At 67.9% G+C, this 24,104-nt stretch carries 16 protein-coding genes; 13 read left to right on the plus strand and 3 right to left on the minus strand.

The annotated features are described in order from the left end of the window. Nucleotides 1-50: 50 nt before the first annotated feature. The 8 genes from ACTHMS_RS05700 to ACTHMS_RS05735 are packed head-to-tail and all read left to right on the plus strand — an operon-like array spanning nucleotide 51 to nucleotide 6,988. Complete coding sequence (locus ACTHMS_RS05700) at nucleotides 51-1,178, plus strand: ATP-binding protein (protein ID WP_440305708.1); 1,128 nt, start codon at nucleotides 51-53, stop codon at nucleotides 1,176-1,178. After that, the gene (locus ACTHMS_RS05705) at nucleotides 1,175-2,338 is read left to right on the plus strand and encodes a C40 family peptidase (RefSeq protein WP_440305709.1); all 1,164 of its coding nucleotides are present in this window, start codon (nucleotides 1,175-1,177) and stop codon (nucleotides 2,336-2,338) included. The genes ACTHMS_RS05700 and ACTHMS_RS05705 overlap by 4 nt, the downstream gene beginning before the upstream one ends. A gap of 35 nt (nucleotides 2,339-2,373) precedes the next feature. Continuing rightward, nucleotides 2,374-2,895: a conjugal transfer protein gene (locus tag ACTHMS_RS05710; RefSeq protein WP_440305710.1), complete on the plus strand. Its 522-nt coding sequence runs from the start codon at nucleotides 2,374-2,376 to the stop codon at nucleotides 2,893-2,895. Further along, on the plus strand, nucleotides 2,892-4,412 hold the full coding sequence (locus ACTHMS_RS05715; RefSeq protein WP_440305711.1) for a type IV secretory system conjugative DNA transfer family protein: 1,521 nt from the start codon (nucleotides 2,892-2,894) through the stop codon (nucleotides 4,410-4,412). Before ACTHMS_RS05710 ends, ACTHMS_RS05715 begins: the two co-directional genes overlap by 4 nt. Before the next feature lie 21 nt (nucleotides 4,413-4,433). Next, entirely contained in the window at nucleotides 4,434-5,009 is a 576-nt protein-coding gene (locus ACTHMS_RS05720; RefSeq protein WP_440305712.1) for a hypothetical protein, read from the plus strand. Continuing rightward, complete coding sequence (locus tag ACTHMS_RS05725) at nucleotides 5,006-5,332, plus strand: hypothetical protein (RefSeq protein ID WP_440305713.1); 327 nt, start codon at nucleotides 5,006-5,008, stop codon at nucleotides 5,330-5,332. The genes ACTHMS_RS05720 and ACTHMS_RS05725 overlap by 4 nt, the downstream gene beginning before the upstream one ends. Then, on the plus strand, nucleotides 5,332-5,676 hold the full coding sequence (locus tag ACTHMS_RS05730) for a hypothetical protein (RefSeq protein WP_440305714.1): 345 nt from the start codon (nucleotides 5,332-5,334) through the stop codon (nucleotides 5,674-5,676). Before ACTHMS_RS05725 ends, ACTHMS_RS05730 begins: the two co-directional genes overlap by 1 nt. Then, nucleotides 5,657-6,988 carry a hypothetical protein gene (locus ACTHMS_RS05735; RefSeq protein ID WP_440305715.1) on the plus strand — a complete coding sequence of 444 codons (1,332 nt, stop codon included), beginning with the start codon at nucleotides 5,657-5,659 and terminating at the stop codon, nucleotides 6,986-6,988. Before ACTHMS_RS05730 ends, ACTHMS_RS05735 begins: the two co-directional genes overlap by 20 nt. 414 nt (nucleotides 6,989-7,402) lie before the next feature. Here ACTHMS_RS05735 and ACTHMS_RS05740 read toward each other — a convergent pair whose 3' ends face one another. After that, on the minus strand, nucleotides 7,403-9,931 hold the full coding sequence (locus ACTHMS_RS05740; protein WP_440305716.1) for a CHAT domain-containing protein: 2,529 nt from the start codon (nucleotides 9,929-9,931) through the stop codon (nucleotides 7,403-7,405). 17 nt (nucleotides 9,932-9,948) lie between these two features. On the opposite strand from ACTHMS_RS05740, the gene ACTHMS_RS05745 reads away from it, so the two are divergent. Then, entirely contained in the window at nucleotides 9,949-10,347 is a 399-nt protein-coding gene (locus tag ACTHMS_RS05745; RefSeq protein ID WP_440305717.1) for a hypothetical protein, read from the plus strand. A gap of 549 nt (nucleotides 10,348-10,896) precedes the next feature. Here ACTHMS_RS05745 and ACTHMS_RS05750 read toward each other — a convergent pair. After that, complete coding sequence (locus ACTHMS_RS05750; RefSeq protein WP_440305718.1) at nucleotides 10,897-13,293, minus strand: tetratricopeptide repeat protein; 2,397 nt, start codon at nucleotides 13,291-13,293, stop codon at nucleotides 10,897-10,899. 292 nt (nucleotides 13,294-13,585) lie between these two features. Between ACTHMS_RS05750 and ACTHMS_RS05755 the strand changes: the two genes are divergently transcribed. Then, complete coding sequence (locus ACTHMS_RS05755; RefSeq protein WP_440305719.1) at nucleotides 13,586-14,479, plus strand: DUF6615 family protein; 894 nt, start codon at nucleotides 13,586-13,588, stop codon at nucleotides 14,477-14,479. A 297-nt stretch (nucleotides 14,480-14,776) separates the two neighbouring features. Then, nucleotides 14,777-16,234 (plus strand): nuclease-related domain-containing protein, encoded by a 1,458-nt coding sequence (locus ACTHMS_RS05760; protein WP_440305720.1) that lies wholly within the window; start codon nucleotides 14,777-14,779, stop codon nucleotides 16,232-16,234. A 202-nt stretch (nucleotides 16,235-16,436) separates the two neighbouring features. Here ACTHMS_RS05760 and ACTHMS_RS05765 read toward each other — a convergent pair whose 3' ends face one another. Continuing rightward, nucleotides 16,437-16,784, minus strand: coding sequence for a histone-like nucleoid-structuring protein Lsr2 (locus ACTHMS_RS05765; RefSeq protein ID WP_440305721.1), 348 nt, complete (start codon nucleotides 16,782-16,784; stop codon nucleotides 16,437-16,439). A 451-nt stretch (nucleotides 16,785-17,235) separates the two neighbouring features. Between ACTHMS_RS05765 and ACTHMS_RS05770 the strand changes: the two genes are divergently transcribed. Both ACTHMS_RS05770 and ACTHMS_RS05775 read left to right on the plus strand, forming a co-directional pair. Then, on the plus strand, nucleotides 17,236-23,460 hold the full coding sequence (locus ACTHMS_RS05770) for a hypothetical protein (RefSeq protein WP_440305722.1): 6,225 nt from the start codon (nucleotides 17,236-17,238) through the stop codon (nucleotides 23,458-23,460). A gap of 46 nt (nucleotides 23,461-23,506) precedes the next feature. Then, nucleotides 23,507-24,091, plus strand: coding sequence for a hypothetical protein (locus tag ACTHMS_RS05775; protein WP_440305723.1), 585 nt, complete (start codon nucleotides 23,507-23,509; stop codon nucleotides 24,089-24,091). Nucleotides 24,092-24,104: the final 13 nt, after the last annotated feature.

Below are 24,104 nucleotides of genomic sequence, written 5' to 3' on the forward strand. Positions count from 1 at the left end.
TGGCCTACGGATACCGCACCATATTACTGGGTGTTTTCATGTAGGAGTACGTGCCGCTTTGCTACGCCGGCGGGGTCGCCCCGCACGCGGTCGGCCACGGTCTGCCCGCGCGGATCAACCCGCTCGACTTCGGCCCCCTCGGCGCCGACTGGACCCGACTGCCGCGCCGCGAAGCCCAGCGCCGCGCCGCCACCGTCTTCGCCCGCTGGCTGCTGCTGCTCCGCGGCCTGGTCGGCTCCCAACACGTCCCGTTCGGACCGACCGCCGAGACCGCCGTCGGCCGCGTGCTGCGCGAGCTCACCGGGTTCACCACCGGCGCCGACCACCTCGCCGACATCACCATCCCGCAGGTCTGGCACGCCCTGCGCGACCCCACCGACGACCTCATCGCCGCCTGCCGCTACGCCACCGCCCAGCACTTCTTGGACGACACCCGACCGGTCCGCGACGCCCTCGGCGCGCTGGTCACCGGCCACCTCGCCGGCCTGTTCGACGCCCCCACCACCATCGACGTCGACTGGTCCGCCCCGATCCAGTCCCTCTCGCTGTCCCGCCTCGACCCACTCGGTGACGAAGCCGTCGGCGTCGCCCTCACCTGCCTCAACTCCTGGGGCCGCGCCATGACCGACCCCGCCGCCAGCAGCAGCCCCTCACCTGGCGACAGCAGCAGTGCCGAGACCGGCGGTGGTGGGTTGCGGATCGTGCTCCGCGACGAGTGCTGGAAGCAGATGCGGCTCGGCGTCGACGCGGTCAAGTCCCTCGACGCCGACCTGCGCCTGTCGCGCCGCGACGGCACCGTGCAGATCGTCGTCGCCCACAAGCCGTCGGACATGCTCACCGTCGGCGCCGCCGGATCCCACGCCGTCGCGATCGCCAAAGACCTGCTGCACCTGTGCGCCACCAAGGTGCTGCTCGGACAAGACGACCGCATCGGCGACGACCTCACCGACCTGCTCGGCCTCTCCCCACTGCACGAACGCATCGTCACCGACTGGGCCACCGCAGGCCGCGGCCGCGCCCTCTGGCTCGTCGGTCACCGCACCGCCAAGGTCGCAACCCTCCGCACCCATACCGAACTGCCGCTCCTCGAGACCTCCCACGCACTCACACCAGTCGCACGCACATCGACCAGCGCCGACGGTGCAGACAATGCCGACGGTGCGGACGGCGCGCAGTGACCGCGCCCCGGCCGCTGCACGGCTTCGCGATCCTGGCCTTCCCGATCGTCTCGCTCAGCGGCCTCCTGCTCGTGGCTGGCGCCGGCACCGCCTCGCAGCCCGCGGCCGTGGACAGCGGGTGCGGGCCGGCCGGCACCGGCCAGGTCGTCGACGGCGTGCCGCTCGACGCCGACCAGCTCGCCAACGCCCAGACGATCATCACCGTCACCGCCCGGCGGATCACCACCCACGCGGCGACCGCGGCCGTCATCGCCGTCACCACCGCCGTCACCGAGTCCTCGCTGCACAACACGACGACCCAGACCGACCACGACTCCGAAGGCCTCTTCCAACAACGCGTCTCCCTCTACGGCGCCGCCGTCGCCGCCGACCCGGTCCGCGCCACCACCGCCTTCCTCGACCACCTCCTCGCCGTGCCCGACTGGCCACACCGCCCGCCCGGCGACGTCGCCCAGACTGTCCAACACAGCGCCTACCCCCAGCGCTACCCACCCAACGTTCCCCTAGCCGACGCCCTCGTCGGACTGTTCTGGCCGACCGCAACCTCGATCGCCTCAACACCAGTTGAGCCGACCACCAGGCCGGTACCGGAACCAGCAGGCGGCGACCCAGCGACGACGACCACATCGCCGGCGGGAGCGCCGTCGTCGGGAGCGGTGTGTGCCGGGGGAGGAGGCCCCGGTGCGACGGTCGGACCGGTCGGCAACGTCATCGCCGGCACCACCACGATCCCGCCCGGCCTCGTCCTCACCGGCAGCCCCGCCGCCCGGACGGCCGTCCGCTTCGCCCTTGCGCAGCTCGGCAAGCACTACCTCTTCGGTGCCGCCGGACCCGACACGTGGGACTGCTCCGGCCTCACCATGGCCGCCTGGGCCGCCGCCGGCATCGCCCTGCCGCACTACACCGTCACCCAAGCCCAGCACGGCACCCCCATACCGACCGACCTCACCACTGCCGTCGGCGGCGACCTCGTCTTCATCCCCGGCTCCGACGGCACCCCGGCCGCGCCTGGCCACGTCGGCATGATCGTTGGCTACCGCGACCAGCCCGACGGCCGCCACCTCCTGCTCATCCAAGCCCCCGAGACCGGCGTCCCGGTCGAACTCACCGACGCCAGCCATTGGCGCGGCTTGATCGTCGCCGTCCGCCACATCGCCTGACCCCGTCTGCTCACCGGCCGAACAAGGAGCGATTCATGCCGTCCACCGACCGAGCGGCCCGTGATCCGATGCCCGGCCCGCGACCCGCCGAACTCGCCGCAGTCGGCCTCGCCGGCGTGATCCTCGCTCTCGCGGTCGCGGCGTTGACCGCTGTCGGACTGGCCGCGGCTATCGCCGGCGACGGTTGGATCTGGCCACACAACATCGCCGACGCCGCGCGCGTTATCGAGGGGCTCGGATCCGGTCACCCCGGCGCAGGCCTCGCCCCGGCCCAAGCCGCGCGGCTACCGTCAGCCGCTACCGTCTATATCGGCGTCGCTCTCAGCGAACTCGCGCTGCTCGCCTCAGGCGGGGCGGTCGCCGTCGTCGTGGCGCGGCGGTTCACCACGGCCGGGGATCCGCGCCGCGGCCTGGCCAGCCCGCACCAGGCCCGCGCCGCCCTCGGCGCGCGGTCCGTGCGCCGCCACGCGCACATCATCCGGCCCGACCTGCATCGACCCGCCCGCGGACATTCGCGCACACGCGCGCAAACTGCGACGCCCGGGGAGGAACGATGAGCCGGGTCGCTTCGCACGAGGTCGCATGGCGGCTAGGCCGGTCCGAGTCTCCCGCCGCCGGCGAACTGTGGGTCCGCTACGACCGCACCACCGGCGTCTACGGCGCACAGGGCAGCGGCAAAACCCTCGACCTGCTCGCCCCAGCGCTGCTGGCTCATCCCGGCGCGGCCATGGTCACGCTGACCAAGGTCGACGACCTCCTGCTCACCGTGACCGGCCGCCGCGCTTGCGAGGAACGCGCTAGCGACCAAGCAGGCGACCGCGCTGGCGACGCCGCGGGCATCGGTGGGCGGGAGCGGCCGGTGGCGGTGCTCGACCCGTTCGGTGCCGCACCTGGTCTGCCGCCACTGCTGTGGGACCCGGTCGCCGGCTGTGCCGATCCGATGACCGCCGAGCGGCGCGCGAAAGCGTTCGCCGCCGGTACGGTCGCCGGCTCGAACGCCGGCGGCCGGGTGGACAACGCCGCTCGCTTTTACGCCGCCGAGACCGCCAAAGTTCTGCAAGGCTTCCTGCACGCCGCGGCGCTCACCGGCCGAACCCTCGACGACGTCATGCGCTGGGTCGCCAACCCAGCCGCCACCAACGTGCCGCTCAAGGTCCTGGGTCAGCATCCGCACGCCGCCCCGCACTGGGAGGGCCTGCTCGCCGGCGCGCTCTACGGCGCACCGGAAACAGCGAGCAACACCATCACCACCGTCCAGCAAGCCATGACCCTGTTCTTCCAGCCCGCCATCCGCGCCCGTTGCACCCCGACCGGAACACACCGGGCCACCGACCTGGCCGCGTTGATCGCCGCGGGCGGCACCATCTACCTGCTCGGCAGAGAAGACCCGTACGCGTCGGCGTCCCCGCTGCTCACCGCCGTCACCGAGCACATCCTGGACACCGCACTCGCCGCCGCCGGCCGCAGCGTGCACGGGCGGCTGTGCCCGCCGTTCCTCGCATGTCTCGACGAACTGCCCAGCACCGCCCCCATCCCCACGTTGCGTGTGCGGATGGCCAACGAACGGGCCCTCGGCCTGACGTTCCTGTACGCCGCACAGACCTGGCGGCAAATGGTCGTCGCCTACGGCGAGGACGAAGCCCGCGCCCTGCTCGGCCTCACCAACAACCTCGTCATCTTCGGCGGCGGTAAGGACATCCAGTTCTACAAGGAGATGTCCGAGCTCATCGGAACCACAAGGGTCACGCGCCGCAGCGTCAGCGACGGGCCCGGCGGGATCGGCACGAACCGCAGCGGCGAAGACACCCCGGTACTGCGCCCCGAACAGCTCCGCCTGCTGCCCGAGCGGCGCGTGCTCGTGTTGGCCGACAACGCCCCACCGATCATCGCCCGCCTCACCCGCTGTCTGGACGGACGCGCCGGGCGGCGCTTGGCCGCCGACCTGGCCCACGCTCGCGCCAACCTCGCCGCCGCACGGGCCGGCAACGCCGACGGCTGCCGGTCGGCCAGCGACACCGTCGAGCCGGCCACGCAGGCAGCACGGCTGCGCGCGAGCACCGGGCGCCCCCGATGAACGAGCAGGATCAAGGAGCACATGGTGCAGGAGCCGTCCCCGTCAGCGATCGTCCACCCGTTCCCTGCCCCGCCCAGAGCGGTGCGGCGCGCGCTGAACAGACTCACCCGGCTCGAAGCGTATCTCGGCGAGCAGGGCCAGATTCCGCCCGGTACGCCGTTGCCGTGGGACCCGCCGACCTGCCCGCCAAGGCTGCGTCGCGCGATCTGGTCCTGGTGCGATGACGTGGTTACCTGGATCAACCGCGACCACCTCTGGCGAGCCGACGCGGTCATCCCGGCGTGCTGGTTGCGCCATCCGCACCTCGCCAACGAGCTGCCCCTGCTGGCATGCCAGCGAGCGCTCGCCGCCACCACCGCGACCCCGCACGCCTATCGGGAATGGATCGGCACGGCGCTGCCCGGCTTCCTCACCCGCGTTCATGAGCAACTCGAACACTCGTTGTGCGTGGTCGACGATGAGCACGAGGAGTGGCCCGGCGTCGCCCGCCACGAAGCAGCCCAGAGCCCTGCGGCCGTCGCCGAGCGCCGCGCACGCATTGACCACGACGCGCAGGTGCACCCGTCCGGGTCGATCCGAGAGGACAGCGGGTCATGAGCCCGCGCGACGGCATCAGCCACACGTACCATGAGGACGGCCAGACCTTCCTCGCCGTCAACACCACCCACGCCATCAGCGAAGACTGGCTGCTCACCCACACCGCCGACCTCTGGCGGAAATGGCTCGCCACGCCGCACCCGCGCGCCCGCGACCGGCTCGCCCGCCGCATCGACGCCGCCTTCGACCAGATCGAAGAGTCACCGCCGTCCACAGGACCGCGCCAGCAGGGTGCTGTCCACAGCCCACTCACGGCACCGACTCGCAACGCGCGACTCTCACCGCAACACACCCTCACCCACCGCACGATCGGACGATCCTAATGATCACCACCACGCACGGCGACGACGACGACGCGAACCTCCGACACGCGCTCGCCGCCCTCGACGCCGTCGCCACCCCCGCCAGCGGCGAGACCCCGCCCGCGGTCCGCGTCCACGCCCTGCTCGCCGCCGACCACCTCGTCAGCGGCGGCGTCTCCCCGGCCGGACGACCTCGCTCGCTCGCCGGGCTTGCCGAGATCGAGCAGGCACTGCGCCGCGTCCTGCGCTGCCTGGCCGCCCTGCACCCCGACACCTACGCCCAGGACCCCGTTCTCGACGCCGCGGCTGCCGCCCGCACCGCCCTGCTCCTGCTCGAGGACAGCGATGAGCGTCTCCATCGCTGACCTGCTCTCCGACCTCGACGCGCGGCTCGACCGCGACGCCGCCCACACCACCGCCCATCAGGCGCACGCCGCCGTCTCCGTCTTCGAGCCGCTCGCCCGCGCCGTCGATGCGCTCACTCCGGTCATCGCTGCCCGAGCCGCGACGCAGCACCGGCAGCAGGACCTCACGCTGATCGGCACCCTGCGCGACGCCCTCGGGACGGCCGCGGCCGCATGGCCTGCCCTCGACTGCCCGCACCGGGACCTCGCCGGCGCCGCGGCGGACCTCACGGCCAAGCTGGCCCCGCATCACGACGACGCCGCGCAAGCGCGCGCCGTGCTGTACGCGCTGAGCGGCACCGCACGCCGCGCCGCCCGCGCCGCCCGCGGGTTCCCGCCGTACGACCAGCTGCCGCAGCTGGTCGCCATCCCCCGCGCGGCCGCCGGCATCGACCAACACGCCACCGCCCACCCGCCGACCCGCCGCACACGAGCCGCCCTCGACGCGCTGCTGCCCGTCACGCGCCACCCGACGATCGACCAGACCAGCACCCTGCGCGCCACCGTCGACGCACTGACCAGCGCCGTCCACGCCGCCAGCCGGAACAGAACCCTCGTCCTCCACGAACTACTCGGCGTCGCCACCGCCTGCGCCCACGCCGCCCAAGCCGGCGTCAACCAACTCCCGCAGCCGCGCCGCGAGCGGCCCTGGCGCGCCGCCCCCGAGGCATGGCACGCCGTCGCGATCGCCTGCGCGCCCTTCGACGACGGGACCAAACGCGGCATCGACCGACCCAGCGACGCACTCCGCCTCGCCGCCCGCCTCGTGAGGACTCTCGACCAGACCGCCGCCGCCCGGATCGATGCGGCAACCGCTGACGTCCCCGGAGCGGGAGAGCAGCAACGAGTCCTCGATCGCCTCCCCGAGATCGCCGTGCAGCTCAGCCTCGCCGTCCAGCACTGGGCCATCGCCCAAACCCTGTTCGCGCCCGAGCGGCTCCTGCCCAGCTACGAGACCCGCAACTGGGCAGCACCCGTCAACGCCAACCGGATCGTCCTCGTCGAGGCAGCCGACCTGGAAGGTCTCTCCTCCGCCATCTATGACGCCGAACGGCTCAGTGCCGCGCTCGCCGTCACCTCCGAACGCCACGCACGGCACGTACCGCCCGAGGCGCCCCATCAGGCCATCTCGACCGCACCGAGCGGCGCAGACGAGTCAGCTCCACGGGACGCGAGCCCGCTGCGGCGAAGCGCCGACCAGGCGCGCGCGAGAGCTGCCGCCACGGTCACGCCCAACTGGTCATACGGCCGACGCAGCGCCCCCCGACGCTGACCACGGCAGCCGGACACCGGGGGAGTGACCCGGCCGGATGCAGGCCGCATCTACCCAAGGGTGGCGCTGCACCCCCCGGTGCAGCGCACGCCCCGAACATGCGGTCGTCGACACGTCGCCCAGCATCAGCTGCCCATGCACGAAGAAGCGGCACCCACGCCGCGGCCGGAGGCTCGCCGACTGGTGCGTGGGGTTCGCTTCGAGCCGCGCCGCTGATGCCGCCGGTGCTGACTACCGAGACGCACGGTTCGCCCAGGCGGGGACTTGAGACGGCTTCCCGGGAGCCTGACCGGCCGTAAGCGCCGACCTGCCGCCCATCCGGCACGGGTCAGCGGCAGCCCGAGGCTGTGTGCGTGCGCGGACGTCCGAACGCCGCCGATTGTGAGGGCCTCGCGTCGAGGCGAAGCCTCGCTTCTACGGGCTAGCGCCGGTGACGACGTGCGCGCCGAAGTGGTGAGGCGTGACCCGCGTCGAGCCTTGCCGCCAGTGCGAGAGAAGGCGGCGTTGCACACGAGACACTGCCCGAGCCGCATCACCCAGTTCCAAGGTCGCTGCCACGATGTCGGCGGTGACGTCGGTCGCTGCCGGCGCCTCGACAATCGGCCACAGCGTGGCGATGACCTGCCGAGCGCCTCGCTGAAGCAGCGCGGGAACCAGACCGCCCCACTCGGCGCTGCCCCAGGTGCCCGTGCTTTCGCAACCGTCGAGGAACACCGTCTGCGGGAAAGTCCACGTGTCCCGGTCGGCGACGATGTCTTGGGCGCTGATTAAGCACGGTCGACCGTCCTCGGTGAGGACGAACGACGCCGACAACGGTTCGGACGGGTTCGTCAGCTCGACGTGTCCTTGGTACAGCAGCATCGAGGCAGCGGGTGCCGAACGCAGAGCTCGTCGAAGGTTCGCGGGGGTAGCTTGCTGTTGCACCCCGCTGTCACGATGCCCAAGGTGCATGGATGCGGCGATGGGACGGCTTCGCCGGGCGTATCGCAGGTCACCGAGCGGGTCGGTGACACTCACGGCCACGTGGTTCGGCGGCGCTGCGACACCGGCGCTTCGCGCCAGCTGCGCAGCGATTGGCCATGGCGGGAACAGCGACAAGTCCGCGAACTCGACGAGATGCCGGTGACCCGATGGTGTCGAGGCCTTGAGCAGCGGCAGCGGCAGCCATGCGAGTCCCGGGGCGATGGACACGACCAGGCGCACCGGGTCGCCGCTGGTGGCCTCGTCGCTGGCGGCGTCGTACAGCGGCGCTGGGAGCAGGACGGCTCCGAGTGACGCCATCGCCTCGTCGAAGTCGATGTTGCTTTGGTTCGTGTCCGTCCGCAGAGGTGCGGGTAGTACGCGGTTGACCGCGTCAGCAGCTGCACAATCGCCGGTCATCGGACCGGCCAGAACCCTCGCTGTGGCCGCGAGATGAGCCCATGACTTCGCGGTTGTCGGGTCCGAGGCGAGTTCGCGGGCAAGGGTCACCTCGTCGGCAGTCGGTACGGGCGCCAGCGACCGTGCGAGATCCAGTATGTCGGCAGCAACTCGGGCGTGCCCTGCTTCGACCCGTCCCCCTGGGTCTCGTACAGCCCAATACAAGTGACCCCGCTGAACCCACGTACCCCACCACCAAGCGCCCCTCCCTGCAGCGACTTCGACGAGTTCGGACAAGTAGGACGTGTCCGGTTCGTCGACCCCCGCGTTGCGGTGCAGACGCAAGGGCCCGGGGCGATTCACGGGCGCGACCAGGTCACGCGACAGGGGACCGCCGGTTGCTGACGGGGGAGGGTTGGCAGTGAACCTGCCGACCAATGCATCAGGTGCATCGATTCCCTTGGGTGTGCCAGCGACGCGTGCCCGTTCGATCAACTCCGCTGACACGTCGGGAGGGGCGACGACCGAAGCGAGTTGCAGGGCGTGGAGGACCATCGGTTCGAAACGGCTGACAGTGAGCGCGTGACGGTCCCTCAGGGACGAAAGCGAGTAGCGGGCTTCGTCGACGAAGTCGAACGCCACGAGAGCTTGAGCCAGAGCATCGTGCAGTTCCCCTCGATGAGCCGTGACCACAGCAAGGTTGTGTGCAGCGTCCGCATTCTCGATCGGGCTTTGGGTTGACGCCGCTACGGCCACGGCGAACTGAGCCAGCTGCTGAGCCGCTGCCAGGTCACCGGCCTCGACGGCCAGCGTGATCTGTAACGACAGCATCGCGGCCTGTGTGCCAGCAAGAGGTCCGCCTTCGAACGCCTTCTCGGCCAGGTCGGCATGACGTGCTGCCACTGCAAGATCACCCATGCGCAAGGCGCAGACCGCCAGGTTGCCGTGACACCGGCCAACGTCGTTTCGCCTGCCCAGCTTCTCGAATACGGTGATCGCTGCGCTGAGCGCCTCGCGAGCGGGGGACCACTCGTGCATCGCGGAAAGGATGACACCGGCGGTCGCGTCGCAGGCGGCGATCAGCTCTTCCGGAGCGTCCGCCACTTGGGCCAGCACGCTGCGGGCCCCTCCGACCAGCTGCAATGCGCGGACGTCGCGGCCGCGCTCGTGCACGGCAAGCGCGGCGTTGTGCAGACACGCCGCAGCCTGCACCGGCTCATTGGCTTCGAGATAGCTCACGAAGCACTCACGCCACATGTTCTCGGCGGTTTCGACGTCGCCGCCGCGCGCCAGGCACACGGCCAGATTCGCCGACACGCCGATGCGCATGCCGGCCTCGAGCGCGTCGTCTTCTCGAAGCTCTTCGAGTAGGCGGACGGCTCCCGTGACGTCACCACGCTCGGACATGCAGTTGGCTACTCCCAGCTTCGCCCGCAACGCTCCCTGCTTGTCGCCGTCCTCCTCGAAGGCGAGCGCTGCTTTCGTGAACGCCAACCTGGCAGCTCTGAAATCTTGACTTCGTACGAACGCCAATCCATCGCGCATGAGCGTCGCAGCGTCGTCTGCGCCGCCGGCGGCCTCCATCACGTCATACTTGCAGCATGTCTGACCCGACGCACTCGACTGGTGAGGGACCTGAAGCAGTGGTCGTCGCAGTCCCGGACGACGCGGTCGACGAACTCGTCGGCAATGGGTTGGCGTCGGAGATTCCGACGCTGCGCGGACCCGTTCTGGACGCCGTCCTGACTGTCGGAGTCGATTCGGCGGCGCTCGTCACGCTGCTCCAGACCCCGGACACGTTGCGGACGTTCGCCGCGTGGGTCAGGCAGCGCGCTACTGCTCACCGCGACGAGATCCGTATCTCTGCTCGGCGGGAGGGTCGTGTCGTGGAGCTGCAGGTACGAGGTGACGTACCGGTGGACACCGTCGCCACGTTCCTCAGCGACGCGCTGGCCCCGAAGCCCGCGAGCGACGCCGAACCGGCGCCCGGCGACGCCTAGGAAGAACCGCAAGATGTCGGGCATCACGCTGGTGAACGCGTGACTGCAGTGGCTCGTCACAGTGCCCGGCGGACGTCCCGCTCGTCCCCGTCGCCGGTCAGTTCGGCAAACCACTCCGACGCGCGTGCTCACCGCACCGACACGGCACCTCTGGCCACACCTCTAATACGAAGCGACGCAACGCGATGCAGGCACGCCGGTCACGACGGTGTTCGCCCACCGCAGCGGCGCATTCTCGGCGCCCGGACGCCGGGCACGTTCCTCAGCGAGCCGACGCTGCCACGCCCACAGCCCTTGCTGCGCTCCACATTCGACGACCGCAGTCAACAATTGCTGATCCAACGCGGTCGATGACCGATCATCCAACGTCGGTGACACCGTCGCTACCACCCAGCTTGCACCGGCCCACACCAGCCCCGTTGCGACGCCGGTCCATTCGCTGCCGGTCGCTGCACCAGCCCCGTCGCACGTCAGCAGCACGCAAGTCGGCGGGGCGGACACATGGGCCAGCTCGCCGACACTCACAGGTTCCGCGCCGCCCTCGGCGCCTTAGAGCAGCACCGCGCTCGACGCGGGGTCGGCGTCGGTACCCGGCGACACGTGCGCCCCCAACACAAGCAGCGGCGCGTCCGCGGCGGCAGCGAGGACCGCATCCCGAGTCGCCGGTCGAGCGCCGACGCCGAACCGTGCGGCATCCGCCAAGCGCAACTCCCGCAGGTGCCGCAAATCCCCCAAGGGGTCAGCGACGAGCACCGCGGCACCCGTTGCCTCAGACCTCGAAGGCTGTCCACCTCGCCACACGACCAGCGACACCGGCAATGCGATGGTGACGTCGGCTGCGTCAATCAGCCGAGGAGCAGACGGGTCCTCGTCAGGGTCCTCGATGGGAAGCGCCGCCCACGGCACACGCCCCAACTCCGGCGGCGGTGCGATGACCAGGGGCAGACGACGGCCGCCGGAACCGGCGGCCATCAACTCGCTGCGCAACTGCAGCGTGAACAACATTCGTGCGATCGGCCAGAGGAGGTGACGATCGTCAAGCTCCGCGACCGAGTACCCGTCGGCGTCGTCCGCCGCTTCAAGTACCCGCCTCGGCAAAGTCGCCGCCAGCAGCCCGGCGGTCCGCTCGTCCGCTATCAAAGGTCCGCGGACAGCCCGATAGAGAGCCGCCCGGTGTGCCGTCGACAAGTCCTCCGCAGCCTCGATCTCGCCGGCCAGCGGGATCGGCAGAGCCGCCGCGAGCATCCGCGGTTCGTTCTCGACCGTCCGCAACGACACCGTCGTCGCGCAACGGTCGGTGACCGCCCCGACGACGACGTCCGAGCCCAACCACCACCCGAGCCACCTGGCGCCGTCTCCGCCGACGCGACACGCTTCTTCGGCGAGCACGGCCGTCGATTGGCCGTCGAGAACGTCCCCCGCACGCGCAACAACCCGAAGCGGCGCCCGATACGGGCGGTCGGCCGCGGCCGGTTCCGCAAGCACCGGCTGCACCCGGGCACGCTCGACGAACGAAGCGACCTTTCCGGTAGCACCACACCGTAATGCGAGCCGGATCCCGACCGCGAACACGCCGCTGTACACGTTCTTCAATATCGCTGCACGATCAGCCGCGGTGCCCAGCTCGTGCCTGTGCCGGTCGACCGCTTCCATTCCGGACTCCGCACGCCGAAGCGCAGCCCTCAACAGAGACCGACTGGGTGGGTCAGCCTGGTCGGCAAGCAGAGTGAGCAGCGACGCCAAATTGACGTCCGCGTTCGCCACCGCCAGCCAGTTCCCGAGCCGAGCCTGCTGCCGACGAACCGAAGCCATCAAACGTCGCGCCTGTGGCAGGTCACCACGTGCACGCGCCACGAACGCCCGGTTGCTGTCCACCGACGCGACGTCCCCGGCTCGACCCAGCTTCCGGAACGCGCGCCGAGCCCGAACGTAGGCCCGGTCGGCCGCATCGACGTCACCGTCTCGCAACCGCGCGTTGCCGATGTTTCGGCTCATCTGACCCACGACATCGAGTGACCGACCCGCAAGATCCGCTTCGAGTCCGTCCAGTTCCGTCGCTGCGATCGGCTCGCCGAGGGAGGAACGGCACATGAGCTGACCGATGCGTGTACCGAACACCTCATCCGGCCGGCCGGCGCGAGAGTACAGGGCGATCGCCTGGTCGTACACGTCCAACGCTTCTCGGTAGCGGCCCGTCTTGGCGAGGGTCCCCGCTTGACCTCGTAGAGCCGACGCCACATCCGCATCGTCCGCGCCGGAGTCCACGTACAGTCGCAACGCCTCCAGGTAGGAGGTGCGTGCTTGCCGCGGCGAGTTCGCCACGGAGTGAATGACTGCTTCGTTGAGCCGGACCGTCGCGAGCATGCGCGCGTTGCGCGCCTCGTCGAGGAGTGACCCGGCCTCGTCGAGGTGATCGGACGCGTCGGTGAATTGGCCCAGCTGCAACTCGCTCACCGCCATGTTGAGCAGGACCGCGGCACGCGTCTCCGCCCGAGCTTCAGGGGAAGACACCATCTGCTCGACGGCCCGCAACAGTTGAACAGCGTCGTCGTGAAAACCGGCCGTCCCCAAAGCCGCGGCCAGATTTACCGTCACTGCTACACGGACCGGCACGTCCTCCACGTTCCCGAGTTGAACGAGCGCTCGATCCGCGGCTGCCCGTGCGCGTCCGACCTCGCCAGCGGCCGCCCAGGCATGAACCTCCCGTTCCAGGGCGCCGGCCGCCATGGAGGCACGGCCGCCCTGCGCCGCGGTCCGGGCGGCGCGAGCGAAGAGGGAAGCCGCTGTCACCGGATCCTCGGCGATCCGTTCCTCACCCTCGGCGACGAGCCGCCGAGCCTCGACGGCGCCCCGAGTCGGCGCCGGACGGGACGTCGCCGAGCCGACGCTGCCGCCGCCCGCGACGTCGGCCGCGTCGGAGTGAACCTGGCCCCGGCGACTGTCCATGACAGCGTCGATTGTTCACCGCTTCCCTTTCGCTGGAGCGTCAGTCCGGCTTCGCAGCGCCGCTACCGGCCCGACGACGGGATGTGCGTACGCAATCAGCCAGTGCCGCAGCGCCGCGTCCTGCACGCCGACCTGCCCCACCCCTCCTGCCACGACACGTCGGCCCGCGTCCACGACGACCACACCGGCAGTAGCCAGTTCCGCAGGACGCCGACCACTGGCACGATCAACCCCAGCGCACGACTTACAGGTCGCAGCGGGACCGCAGCCACCCATCCGGACGGACAACCCGATGCCGCTCGTACCACCCTGGCCAGCCAGCCGCGAACTGCGGGCTGCGGCGACACACATCCACGGGTTCGACGCCGCCGCACACCGACACCTCCTCGTGCCCGGCGAAGAAACTCTCACCGACTCGGTCATGCTCGGGCTGATGCGCCGCCGATTCCCCTACGTGCACTTCCGCGGACGACTGCCGAAGAACAGCCACCTGAAAGTCCATCAGTTCGACAACACAACCGAAGGTCGGACCGGCGCCGACTGGAACCTACTGTTCAAACTCTCGACCGGCCGCCTCAACTTCCGGATACAAGCCAAGCGGCTCTACCGAACCGGCGCATATTCCTCGATGAAGAAGGACCAGATGGACCGGTTGATCGCGGTGAGCCGTCGGCAAGGCGCGATACCCCTGTACGCCTTCTACAACGGACCGTCGTCCATGGCGCCCATCCGCGCGAACTGCCGAATCAGCGGAGAAGAGCGACGCGGCTGCACCGTCGTCCCCGCAGCCGTCGTGCAGGCAGGGACGCTGCCGAAATCCAGAAACGGCGTGGGCTCGGCAGCCATACCCCTCGAATGCCTCGCGTCCTGCTTCTGCTTCGATCCGACGCTCGGCGGCGGAAGCCCGCCAACCCCCGGATCCGACGACGGGTCGGGCCCGGATGAAGATCAGGCGACATCGAAGACCGACGCGAAGCCATCCTCGCTGCAGCGCACCCTTGGGATCGTCACCGCCGCCGCACGCCTTGCCGCCAACATCGACATGGACCTTGAGGCGTTCACACAGTGGCCGACCGCGCTGGAGGTCGCAGTTCAAGCATGGCTAGCAGACGATCCCGCCTCGCTCGACGAACTGTCCACGTCGTACTTCGCCGACACCAGCCACGTCGTTCTTGTTACGGACTGACTGCCGACTCTTCCTTCCGCTGACGCCACCAACGACGAGGGAAGCCGGTGACGCGGCGACGCTCCAGGCATAGCGGTCGGCGGGCGCGGGCGAAACCCGACCCACATATCCGGACACAGACCCTGTGAGAACCACACCGCGGTGACGGCGGCGATACGAGGCCAATCGAACTCGCGCAGAAACAACACGCCGAGACTGAACTAACGGCGGCGCAGGCGAACTAGGCTCCCGAATTGTCGTTATGTCAAGCCGTCGAGGCGTGCAGGCACAAGGATCATCAACTTCCACGTCTCAAAAATGCCCACGAAACTGCCGGATCGTCTCGCCAGTCTCAAACGGCCGGCCGAAGTCTCAAAAGTAGAAACGCCGAGCACCCGAGGGACGCCACACAGGGATCGCGCATACGACGGATTGCTTCGTCCTCTTGCCATTGGCGTCGGCTTGGGTGAAGCTACGGCCTCATCTCATGAGAACGTGGCACCTTTCGGAGTCCCCATGTCCGCAGGCGAGTCCGCGCGCCAGGAAGCCGAGCGGCTCCGCGCGAACGCCGCGCGGCTGCACGCCGAGGCCGACCGCTGGAGCGCCGGCGCGGACGGCGAACAACGCGTCGCTGCCGTCCTCGACAGCCTCGAGCGCGCCACCACCCGCGTGCTGCACGACCGGCTGTACAAGCCCGGCACCTCCCAGGCCAACATCGATCACCTGGTCGTGACGCCCGCCGGCATCCATCTCATCGACGCCAAGAACTGGGTGGGCACGGCCACCGTCCACGACGGCTCGCTGTGGCAACACTGGACCGCTGCCGACGGCAGTCACAGCGCCTGCCGCAACGACGAGCTGGACAAGGTGCGTGCCATGGCAGCGCACGTCCAGCACATCGTTGGACGTCCCGTCACCCCAGTGCTTTGCCTGGCCAGCCCCACCCAACGAGACGTGCCGCCGAACGCGTTCGTCCGCGGCGTCCACCTCGTCCCGGTCGACCACCTCGCCGCCTGGCTCGCCGCCCGACCCGCCGTGCTCACACAGCCGGATCTCGCCACGGTCGCGGTCCGCCTATCCGTCGACTTCCCACCAGCCGCCGGCGACCCACTTCGCGACGAACTCCGTCGCGCCCCGTCGGTCATGGCCGGACGTCCAGCTCAGCGCCGCCTGCAGCAGCCCGGCTCGAAACCGATGAAAAGCCCACGCAGACGACGGACCGCACCGCCGACCGCCACTCGCCTCGCCGTCGTAATCGTCATGCTCCTCGCCCTCGTCACCCTCGGCCCACGGCTCGCCCGCACCATCAGCGGCGGCGTCCAACACGCCCTCACGCCGACGGTCTCGACCGCGACCACTTCGCCAAGTCCGGTCAGCGTCCCGGCGGCACAGCCACCGACGGCTGCACTGGCACGAGCACTTCAGGACTGGAGCATCCGGGCGAAGCTGTACCGCGACAACGCGGCCATGTCCGTCCTCACCTACGTTCCCGACGCAAGCCTCGGCGCCTACTCCGACCGCTGTCTCACCACCGAGGAACAACTGGTCCCGCTCCGTCGAGGGCTACTGCACTCACCAGACACCGCCCTGTCCGCCGCAGCCACCCGGTACGACAAAGCGACTCACGCCTACCTCGAGGCCTGCCGCCGAAACCGGCCCGCCGCACTCCACCAAGCCGCCGGCGCCATCAGCGCCGCCGCCAGCGACGCCAACACCCGGTACAACCGGCTCCTCGGCCACGACCCGACGCTGTACGACGCACTCCGGGTGCTCTAAGCCATCCGCGAGTATGCGTTCGCGTGACTTCTGCCAGCGAGCAACCAAAGCCGGATTGACGCGGAGTTGCGTCGCGCCCGCAGAAAATTATCAATTAGAGAAGGCGCGGCACATGTGCGCGGCGGCCGCATCGGCCTTGACCGAGAGGGCGCGCATAGTCGGCGCGGCGCCTGAGCGCCGCACCACGACTTTCTGCACAGTGTCAGCCCTGCGCGGCTTCGTACGCCTCGATGATGCTTGATGCAATTCGGCCGCGTTCGCTGACCGCATGCCCATTCGCGCGCGCCCACTCGCGTACCGCGCCAAGATCCTGCTTCGGGCCAGCCGCACGAGAACCGCGAGTCGCGGGTCGACGCGAATTCCGTGATTTCCGCACGGTGCGTGCTGCATCGACGTACGGCTTCAACACCTTATCGAAAGCGTTCCGATTGCGCCGAGACAGGTCGATTTCGTACTCGGTGCCCTCAAATGAGAAACGGACCGTGCCCTCAGCCTTTGTGCCGTCCAAGTCGTCGGTGAACTCTTCAGTCGTGATTACCTTCTTCGCCATGGCTCACATCGTCCTCACGAGGTTGTCAGAAGTCAAACCTCACGCAGCAACCTGCAAGAGACGATGTCTGAGCGAAGGCGACAGTTGATGAGCTAGTAGTCGACGACGAAACTCAACCGGTTGCGGCGTACGGCGTGGGGCGCGTTCTTGCGGCAACGGCCAGATTCGAAGACGCTCGTTGCGCCAATCTGCGTGCCGAAGGTCGGCGACGCAAGCGGAACCTCGATTATGCACCTCCATCTGAGACGGCCGGCGCGCGCCACAACCGTCGATCTGCGTGACGGCGATGCGGACTCCCGCGCGCCGATGAATTGTTCGGCGTCTGTGCGTTGTTGCCGACGTACTGTTAGCTCGACGCGGGGAGGCCTACGATCTTGGAGACTTCAGCGTGCGTTACCTCGCACGTCGTTCATGCCGCTGGGCACCTGCTGCGTTTGAAGAGGCGTCGTCGATGATCGATTCGGTGCGGGCGAGCCGCGACGGGGACCAGTTCCACTACGTTTGGGCTGCCCGCCAGTGCTTGAAGCTGCTGCGAGCGGGCTCCGGTCTCATGGCGGTGTCCGTCGAGGGCTCTTCGCCGCTGGAGGCCGCCGCTGGAGAGGGCGAGCAGGTCATCGACCTCGCCGAGTACTACGGCGGGATCGACCCAGCGTTGGCGGATCACGTCATATACCGCCAACTCAAGCACTCGACCGTGCACCCAGAAGCCGAATGGACAGCGTCCGGCCTGAAGCGAACCGTCGAGGGCTTCGCCCAGAAGTTCTTGGCCCTGTACGAGGCCGATCCGCAACTAGCGACGCGCGTCAGCTTCGAGTTCGTCTCGAACCGGCCGGTGAGCGCCACCGTCGCCCAAGCATTTGCCCACATCGCAAGCGGTGAGGCGCCGCGCGATCGGCGGCTCGTCGACCTGCTTCGGGGTTACCTCGGGCTGCCTGAGGATCTTGCAGGGCCATTCTGTCGACAGTTCGTGATCGATAATCGCGCGCCGGCGCTCTTGCGCCTCGTCGATGTGTTCGGTCGCGATGTGTCCGCTGTGTTGCCTGGAGCGCCGAATGACAGTGCCCTTCGCCTGAAAGAAGCAGTAGCGACGCGAGCAACGTCATTGCAGCAGGACAGGTTGATCACGCGGGAGGTCGTACTGGCAGCTCTCGGAGCCTCCTCCGACCTGCTTCTTCCGGCACCCTCGCTCCTGCAGAAACCCGACAACATCGTCGCGATTCCACAAGCCGCATCCCTGGCCGAAACTCTCAGCTCCTCGACTGAACCAGTCATCGTGCACGCGGCGGGCGGAATCGGTAAGTCTGTACTCGCATCTCAGCTGGGCGCCATGCTGCCCAACGGATCGCTTTGCCTGGTGTACGACTGCTTCGCACTAGGTAGCTACCGGCGATCGAGTGCGCCGCGGCATGAGCATCGTCAGGGCTATGTCCAGTTGTGCAATGAGCTTGCCGCGGCAGGCCTCAGTGAGCCGTTGGTGCCGGTAGGCACCGCCACGAGCTCAGACTACTCGCGAGCCTTCATCGCGCGCGTGCGGACAGCTGCCAGAGCATTGGCCGCCGCGAGTTCCGGCGCCCTGCTGGTCCTGGCGATCGACGCGGCAGACAACGCGGTCATCGCCGCCAATCAGCAGGGGACGGGCCGTTGCTTCGTGGTGGATCTCTTGCGGGAGGAGTTGCCACCTAACGTCCGCGTCGTCGAGTTCTGCCGTACAGAAAGAGTCGGACTGCTGGACCCGCCGCCGGGAACGAGACGGTTCGAACTGTTCGGTTTCGATCTTGAGCACAGCGCGCAGCATCTGCGGTCTCGGTTCGGGGAGGTGGCTACGGGCGATGCTCGGGAGTTCCATCGGCGCACTGGGGGAAATCCTCGTGTCCAAGCCCAGGTCATGCGGCAAAGTGACTCGCCTGAGGAGTGCTTGTCCCGGCTGAGCCACGTCGCCGGGAACAACGTGGCCACAATCGATGACTTGCTGGCCAATCTGCTTGACGAGGTCCGGTACCACAACTCTCCGCAGGACGCGGCTGCAATTGACCTCGTCTGCGAGGCTCTGGCCTGCATGCGGCCGCGAATACCGATTGCCGTCCTGGTGCAGCTGTGCGGCGTCAGCGCGTCGTTAATCCGAAGCCTTGCGGCCGATCTTGGCGGCTCGCTGCTGGTCGAGGGCGACGCACTGCAGTTCCGCGATGAGCCGACGGAAACCTGGTTCCGCTCACGCTTCTCGCCACAGGGCGCGGCGCTGACAGATCTGTTGGCCCGCCTACGCCCGCTGGCAACTCACAGCGGCTATGTCGCGGCATCATTGCCGTACTTGATGTGGGAGGTTGGCGAGTTCGATGAGCTAGTGAAGCTCGCGATGACAGACGACGCGCTCCCGGTCGACAACGAGCTAGAGCGACACCAAATCTCTCAGCTGCGAGTTCAGTTCGCGCTCAAGGCCGCGCTCCGGCAAGCCGCGCTCCTTCCGGCTGCGCGGCTCGGGGTGCGAGCGGGCGTACTCAGCTCCGGTCACAGCAGACGTCTCGCCCTGCTGCGCGACAACGCTGACTTGGCCGGCGAGTTTCTCGACGAGCAAACAACCGAAGATCTCGTTGCGAGGCGCGAGCTGACCGGTGAGTGGCCGAACTCAAATCTTGTCCACGAGGGCGCGCTGCTTTCCTTCACTGCGTCGCAGCAGGACGCCGCACGCAGCAGGCTGCGCAGCGCTATCGAGTGGACGGTTGCCTGGGTGAACGCGCCCCGTGACGACCATGAACGGCATCACGTTGAACCAGAGGACATCGCGGATATCGGGCTCGGGTTGCTCAACGTCGACGGAGCCGAAGCGTGCGTCAGCTTCCTGCAGCGCTGGCGGCCCGAGCCAGCGGCGTGGAAGCCGGCAGCGCTCATTGCCGGGCGGCTAATACAGCACGGTCGCGTCTCTGAAATCGAGGATCTCCTGCAGCAGGCTGAGGCCAGCGCGTACGTACTCCTAGGTGTTGCGTTCGCCGCGGCGCAAGCTGGGCTGCAGGTTCGTTCCGCGGCCCTGGCACCAGTGTTGGGTCTGCTTCGCGGCCGGACCGAGCCGGTCGACGCCCCTCCGCCGTATTCGATCCGTGGGGATGATCCCGACCTCACGCTCGCAATCTGTTGGACTGTCGCGCTCGGCGTGCGCCACGAGTTGCTCGCACCAGCCGAGGCAGCAGTCACACTCGCGCCATATCTGCCCGACGCCCTCCCGGCTTCGGCCGGATCGCGGTGGCAGACCACCGGCGTCAACAGGTCCCTGATCAAGGGATTGGCGCTGCTGTCACGACTTCGGGGCGAGCCATTCGATGTGACCGCGGTGGCCCCAGCAGAAGTTGCCGAAGCCAAGAAGCGCCCATACACCCATTCAGGGACCGTGGCGGAGTTCGCGGCGAACGTCGAACCGTACGCCAAATGGGCCGACCTGTGGTCGCAGGCGATGCTTGGACTGAACATTGACAGCGACCTCCAGCGTGTCGCTACCGAGTCGCTGCGTGCGGTCACCGACTACGACACGCCGTACATGTTCGTGAACGCCGTTACGCGCACCGGCGCGCTGCTGCTCGCTGGCAATTCCTCAAGCGCCATCCGCGAGCAATTCGCCGCGTGGATCCGATCCAACCATCAGTATCTGTCGCGAGCCGCTCTAACGGAGGCGGTGCAGCACGCTTCCGCATCACCACAGCTGCATGACATCGCGCTCGAGCTAGCGCAGTTGACTGCTAGCGAGATCGCGGCGAGCCAGGACGGGGCGGAGACACAGATCGACGAGCTGGTGAAACTGGCTCGCGCCATCTATCGGCTATCTCCCGACGAGTCGCAGACGTACTTCGAGCAGGCCGTCGCGACCGCCGAAAAGCTCGGCGACGATGTCCACGCACGTTGGACGGCACTGTTGACGATTAGCAATGCCGCCAGCAGCGATCAACCTGATCGCGCCCGCGCGTACCGTCTCGCACAGATCACGGAGGCTCTGATTCCATTTCTGCACGACAGTCTGAACTACGAGGAGGCCCTTCACTCGATCACGCAACTCGACGACACTGAAGGCATTGCCGTCGCCTCCCGATGGCGCGACCGCCGCATCGGATGGCTCGATCCGACTGTCCGGGCCTTGGCCATTCGAGACGACGCCGTCACTTCATCGATGCCCCTTATCAGCATCGCACTGGCCATGTTCCAGCGAGAGCCGATGGTGATGACCGCAGCACAACGCGCCCTGACGCGATCCCCTCACCAGGCACAGCTAATCATCGATACAGTCGCCACCCTCCCCCGCTTCATGGTCGATACACGGCGGTCGCTAGCAATCCTGAAAGAAGCTGCGGCTCAGGCCGGCGTACTACTGGACTGGTCTGCCCTAGATCGCTATGAGGCACCGCACCATCGAAGGTCCGACGGACCGATTCACACCTCACGCGATTGGGGTGCCGAGCCCGAGGATCGAGCGGTACTCAGATCGGCAGCCGAAAAAGATCTTCGGGAACTAGACCTCACAAGCGCCGATGGCCTAGCCGCTGCGCACGCGCTCTGTGAGAGCACGCCGATCGATCGTCGCGACATCCTCGCCGAGGCGGCAGCGTACCCACCGGCGACGCTCACGAGGGTCGTACGCGCCGTGGTCGCGGATACAAACTTCTCCCTGTTCGACTACAACGATCTGATCAAGCGTCTCGCCAGGCGTCCGAGCCTGCCGCGCTCAACCGTCGCGGCTCTGCGCGATATGGCGGCCATCTTGGCGCGTCGCTTCTGCTTCGAGTTGACTACCAAATCGTACGAACCGCTGGATATCGCTGCGCTCGTCGCTCTCGCCGAGTTGCCGACCGACCCCATAGGTGTCGCCCTAGAGGAGGTTGGGCGACGTCCCGAGATGCTGACCGGCGAGGCCTGCTTCGCACTCGCGGCTCGACTGGCCAAGCACCTGTCGCCGACTGACGCTCGGATCGTCTTCGACGACGCCAGCGACCAGTACGCAGATGTCGCCCCGGCTGACAGCGCCGATGGCTCGATGTCGCAGGTGGCGCCGGCGCCGAGCAGTATCGCGGCGTGCGTCGCCGGGTTCGTCTGGGCGGCTCTGGGCGATCCCGCGATTGCCACCCGTTGGCAGGCGGCGCATGCCGTGTGCGCCTTGGTGCGGCTCCGGCAGACCGCAGTGCTCGACGCACTTGCGCGGTATGCGACCGGTGCGGTGTCCGTATTACCGTTCGTCGACCAGCGGCTGGTGTTCTACGACAAGCACGCGCTGGTGTGGCTGCTCATGGCGCTCGAACGGTCCAACGAGGGCGATGATGGGGTCATCCCGTTCGTACCGCTCCTGCGTGCACTTGCGGACGGCGATCAGGACCACGTCTTGGTGCGAGAAGCCGTGCGCGGCATCCTGCTGTCGCTGCACGCCTCTGGGGTTGCCATGCTCGACTCCGGGACCCGTTCCGCGCTCGAGTCGGCGAACAGGCCGATCGGGTTTCATACGCGCGAAATGAAACGGGGCACTAACGAGAGTCAGTCATCGGTGGAGCCCGCGGTCCACTTCTTCTTCGATTTTGAAGGCTACTGGTGTCGATCGCTTGGCGACGTGTTCGACGTCGATGACAAGGGAGTCGTGGTGTTGGCCAGCGACGTCGTCACGAAGACCTGGGCGCTTCCCTACCGTGGTGACGCGATCGAAGACGAACGTCGCAGCCGCCGGCTATACGGAGAGAACGCCACGTGGAGCCACAGAAGTGAATGGCCCAAGGAAGACGACCTGGACTTCTACCTCGGATTCCATGCGCTAATGACGGTCGCCGGTCAGCTCGTCCGCACCAGGCCGGTGTACAGTTCGGAATGGGACGACGGCCAGGACCAATTCGACGAGTGGCTGCGGCGGTTCCGGCCAAGTAGGGGCGACCATCGGTGGTTGGCAGATCGGCGAGACCGTAGCCCGCGAGCGACCATCGCGTTGCACGACGACACGAGGATCGACGCGAACTGGGAGTTTGGCCTCTCCGCCGACACCTTCGAACGATGTCTGTCCACCGAACCCAACTGGCTGACGGTCTGGGAGACGTCCAGCGACCAAACCTACGATCGTAGCCAGGACATCGTCATCGAGTCTGCGCTGGTCGATCCAGCCCATGCTCGGGCTCTCGCTGCAGCGCTGCAGACCGCTGGTTCCTACTCCGACTTCCGGCTACCGAGCGTCGACGACGAGGACTTCACCTTCAACGAATTTGGATACCGCCTCGGCGGGTGGATCAGTGATCGCAGTCGCGAAGGCGGTCTCGACTGCGAGGATCCGTTTGCCGCGCATGTTCGCTATCCCCCGCCGCACCCTTCCGATGATGTGACCCACCTTTTTAGCCTGGACGCCGATGCTGACATGCGCGAATGGCGCCGAAGCGGCACCGTCGCGTTGCGCTCAATCGTGTGGGACGACCTTGAAGACTCCGGCCACTCAGCGCGCGGGCCTCAAGGCTCACGTCTCGAAATTCAGTCAGACGCTTTGCAAGAGCTCCTTCGGGGGAGCGGCTCATGGCTTGTCATGACGGTCATGATCAATCGGTCGGTCGAGGGCATGAGACAAAGGCAGAGTGAGGATGAGCGATTCCCGTACCGAGAGAAGTCCTACCGCGTCTTCCTTTTCGACGAGTCGTGCAGACGCGTCGACTTCCGGCTCGGTCGTAGAGCTGGGTAAAGCGCTGGCAGAAGCGCTCGATCGATCTGACTTCCTCGGCAGGTGGATGGCCCACTTCGTCGCTGAGAAGATCCTCGCCGCCGAGTCAGCGACCAGCGAAGAGCGGGCGGCAGCCGAGCAGGCAGCGGCCGAGTCGATTCTCGCGCTGTGGGGCCGGCGCGCTGCGCTGCCCATGCGTCAGAGGCCGCTGGAGTCGTATCAACAGGTCTTCCTAGCTCTCGATCGACTCGGCGAACCAAAGAAGCCATGGCGGTTCTACCGGCTGTTCGACGCCCACTCTCGCCCGAGCGCCGACGACACCGAATCGACCGTTCTCCTTCAGCTGGCGATCGATGTTGAATCCACCACCCGCGATCTAGTCGTCGCGCTGGTGAGCGAAGCAGCTTCGCTCTGTCAGGAGCGCGAGGCAGCATGGGTACGGATCGGCCGAGATCTCGTCGATGACGACGAACAAGTGATACTGGGACGACTTGATCAGCTTGCTAAGCGAGGACGGCGAGAGTCCCACGAGGTACCCGACGCGCCGCTGGATCGGGTACGAGATCAGCTCGTTGACGCTGCCGAGCGGTTTACAGCCATCGCCAATGCCATTGACACACAACTACGCAATGATGGAGCCAGAAGTGACTAGGACCGCTGACAAC

Origin of the sequence: Jatrophihabitans sp. (genome assembly GCF_051960575.1) — a bacterium.
Classification (GTDB): Bacteria; Actinomycetota; Actinomycetes; order Mycobacteriales; family Jatrophihabitantaceae; genus JBQCEE01.

Coding starts and splice junctions, on each gene's coding strand:
- ACTHMS_RS05710 (WP_440305710.1), top strand. CDS start 2,374: ATGCCGTCCACCGACCGAGCGGCCCGTGATCCGATGCCCGGCCCGCGA.
- ACTHMS_RS05715 (WP_440305711.1), top strand. CDS start 2,892: ATGAGCCGGGTCGCTTCGCACGAGGTCGCATGGCGGCTAGGCCGGTCC.
- ACTHMS_RS05720 (WP_440305712.1), top strand. CDS start 4,434: ATGGTGCAGGAGCCGTCCCCGTCAGCGATCGTCCACCCGTTCCCTGCC.
- ACTHMS_RS05725 (WP_440305713.1), top strand. CDS start 5,006: ATGAGCCCGCGCGACGGCATCAGCCACACGTACCATGAGGACGGCCAG.
- ACTHMS_RS05730 (WP_440305714.1), top strand. CDS start 5,332: ATGATCACCACCACGCACGGCGACGACGACGACGCGAACCTCCGACAC.
- ACTHMS_RS05735 (WP_440305715.1), top strand. CDS start 5,657: ATGAGCGTCTCCATCGCTGACCTGCTCTCCGACCTCGACGCGCGGCTC.
- ACTHMS_RS05740 (WP_440305716.1), bottom strand. CDS start 9,931: ATGGAGGCCGCCGGCGGCGCAGACGACGCTGCGACGCTCATGCGCGAT.
- ACTHMS_RS05745 (WP_440305717.1), top strand. CDS start 9,949: ATGTCTGACCCGACGCACTCGACTGGTGAGGGACCTGAAGCAGTGGTC.
- ACTHMS_RS05750 (WP_440305718.1), bottom strand. CDS start 13,293: ATGGACAGTCGCCGGGGCCAGGTTCACTCCGACGCGGCCGACGTCGCG.
- ACTHMS_RS05755 (WP_440305719.1), top strand. CDS start 13,586: ATGCCGCTCGTACCACCCTGGCCAGCCAGCCGCGAACTGCGGGCTGCG.
- ACTHMS_RS05760 (WP_440305720.1), top strand. CDS start 14,777: ATGCCCACGAAACTGCCGGATCGTCTCGCCAGTCTCAAACGGCCGGCC.
- ACTHMS_RS05765 (WP_440305721.1), bottom strand. CDS start 16,784: ATGGCGAAGAAGGTAATCACGACTGAAGAGTTCACCGACGACTTGGAC.
- ACTHMS_RS05770 (WP_440305722.1), top strand. CDS start 17,236: ATGATCGATTCGGTGCGGGCGAGCCGCGACGGGGACCAGTTCCACTAC.
- ACTHMS_RS05775 (WP_440305723.1), top strand. CDS start 23,507: ATGGCCCACTTCGTCGCTGAGAAGATCCTCGCCGCCGAGTCAGCGACC.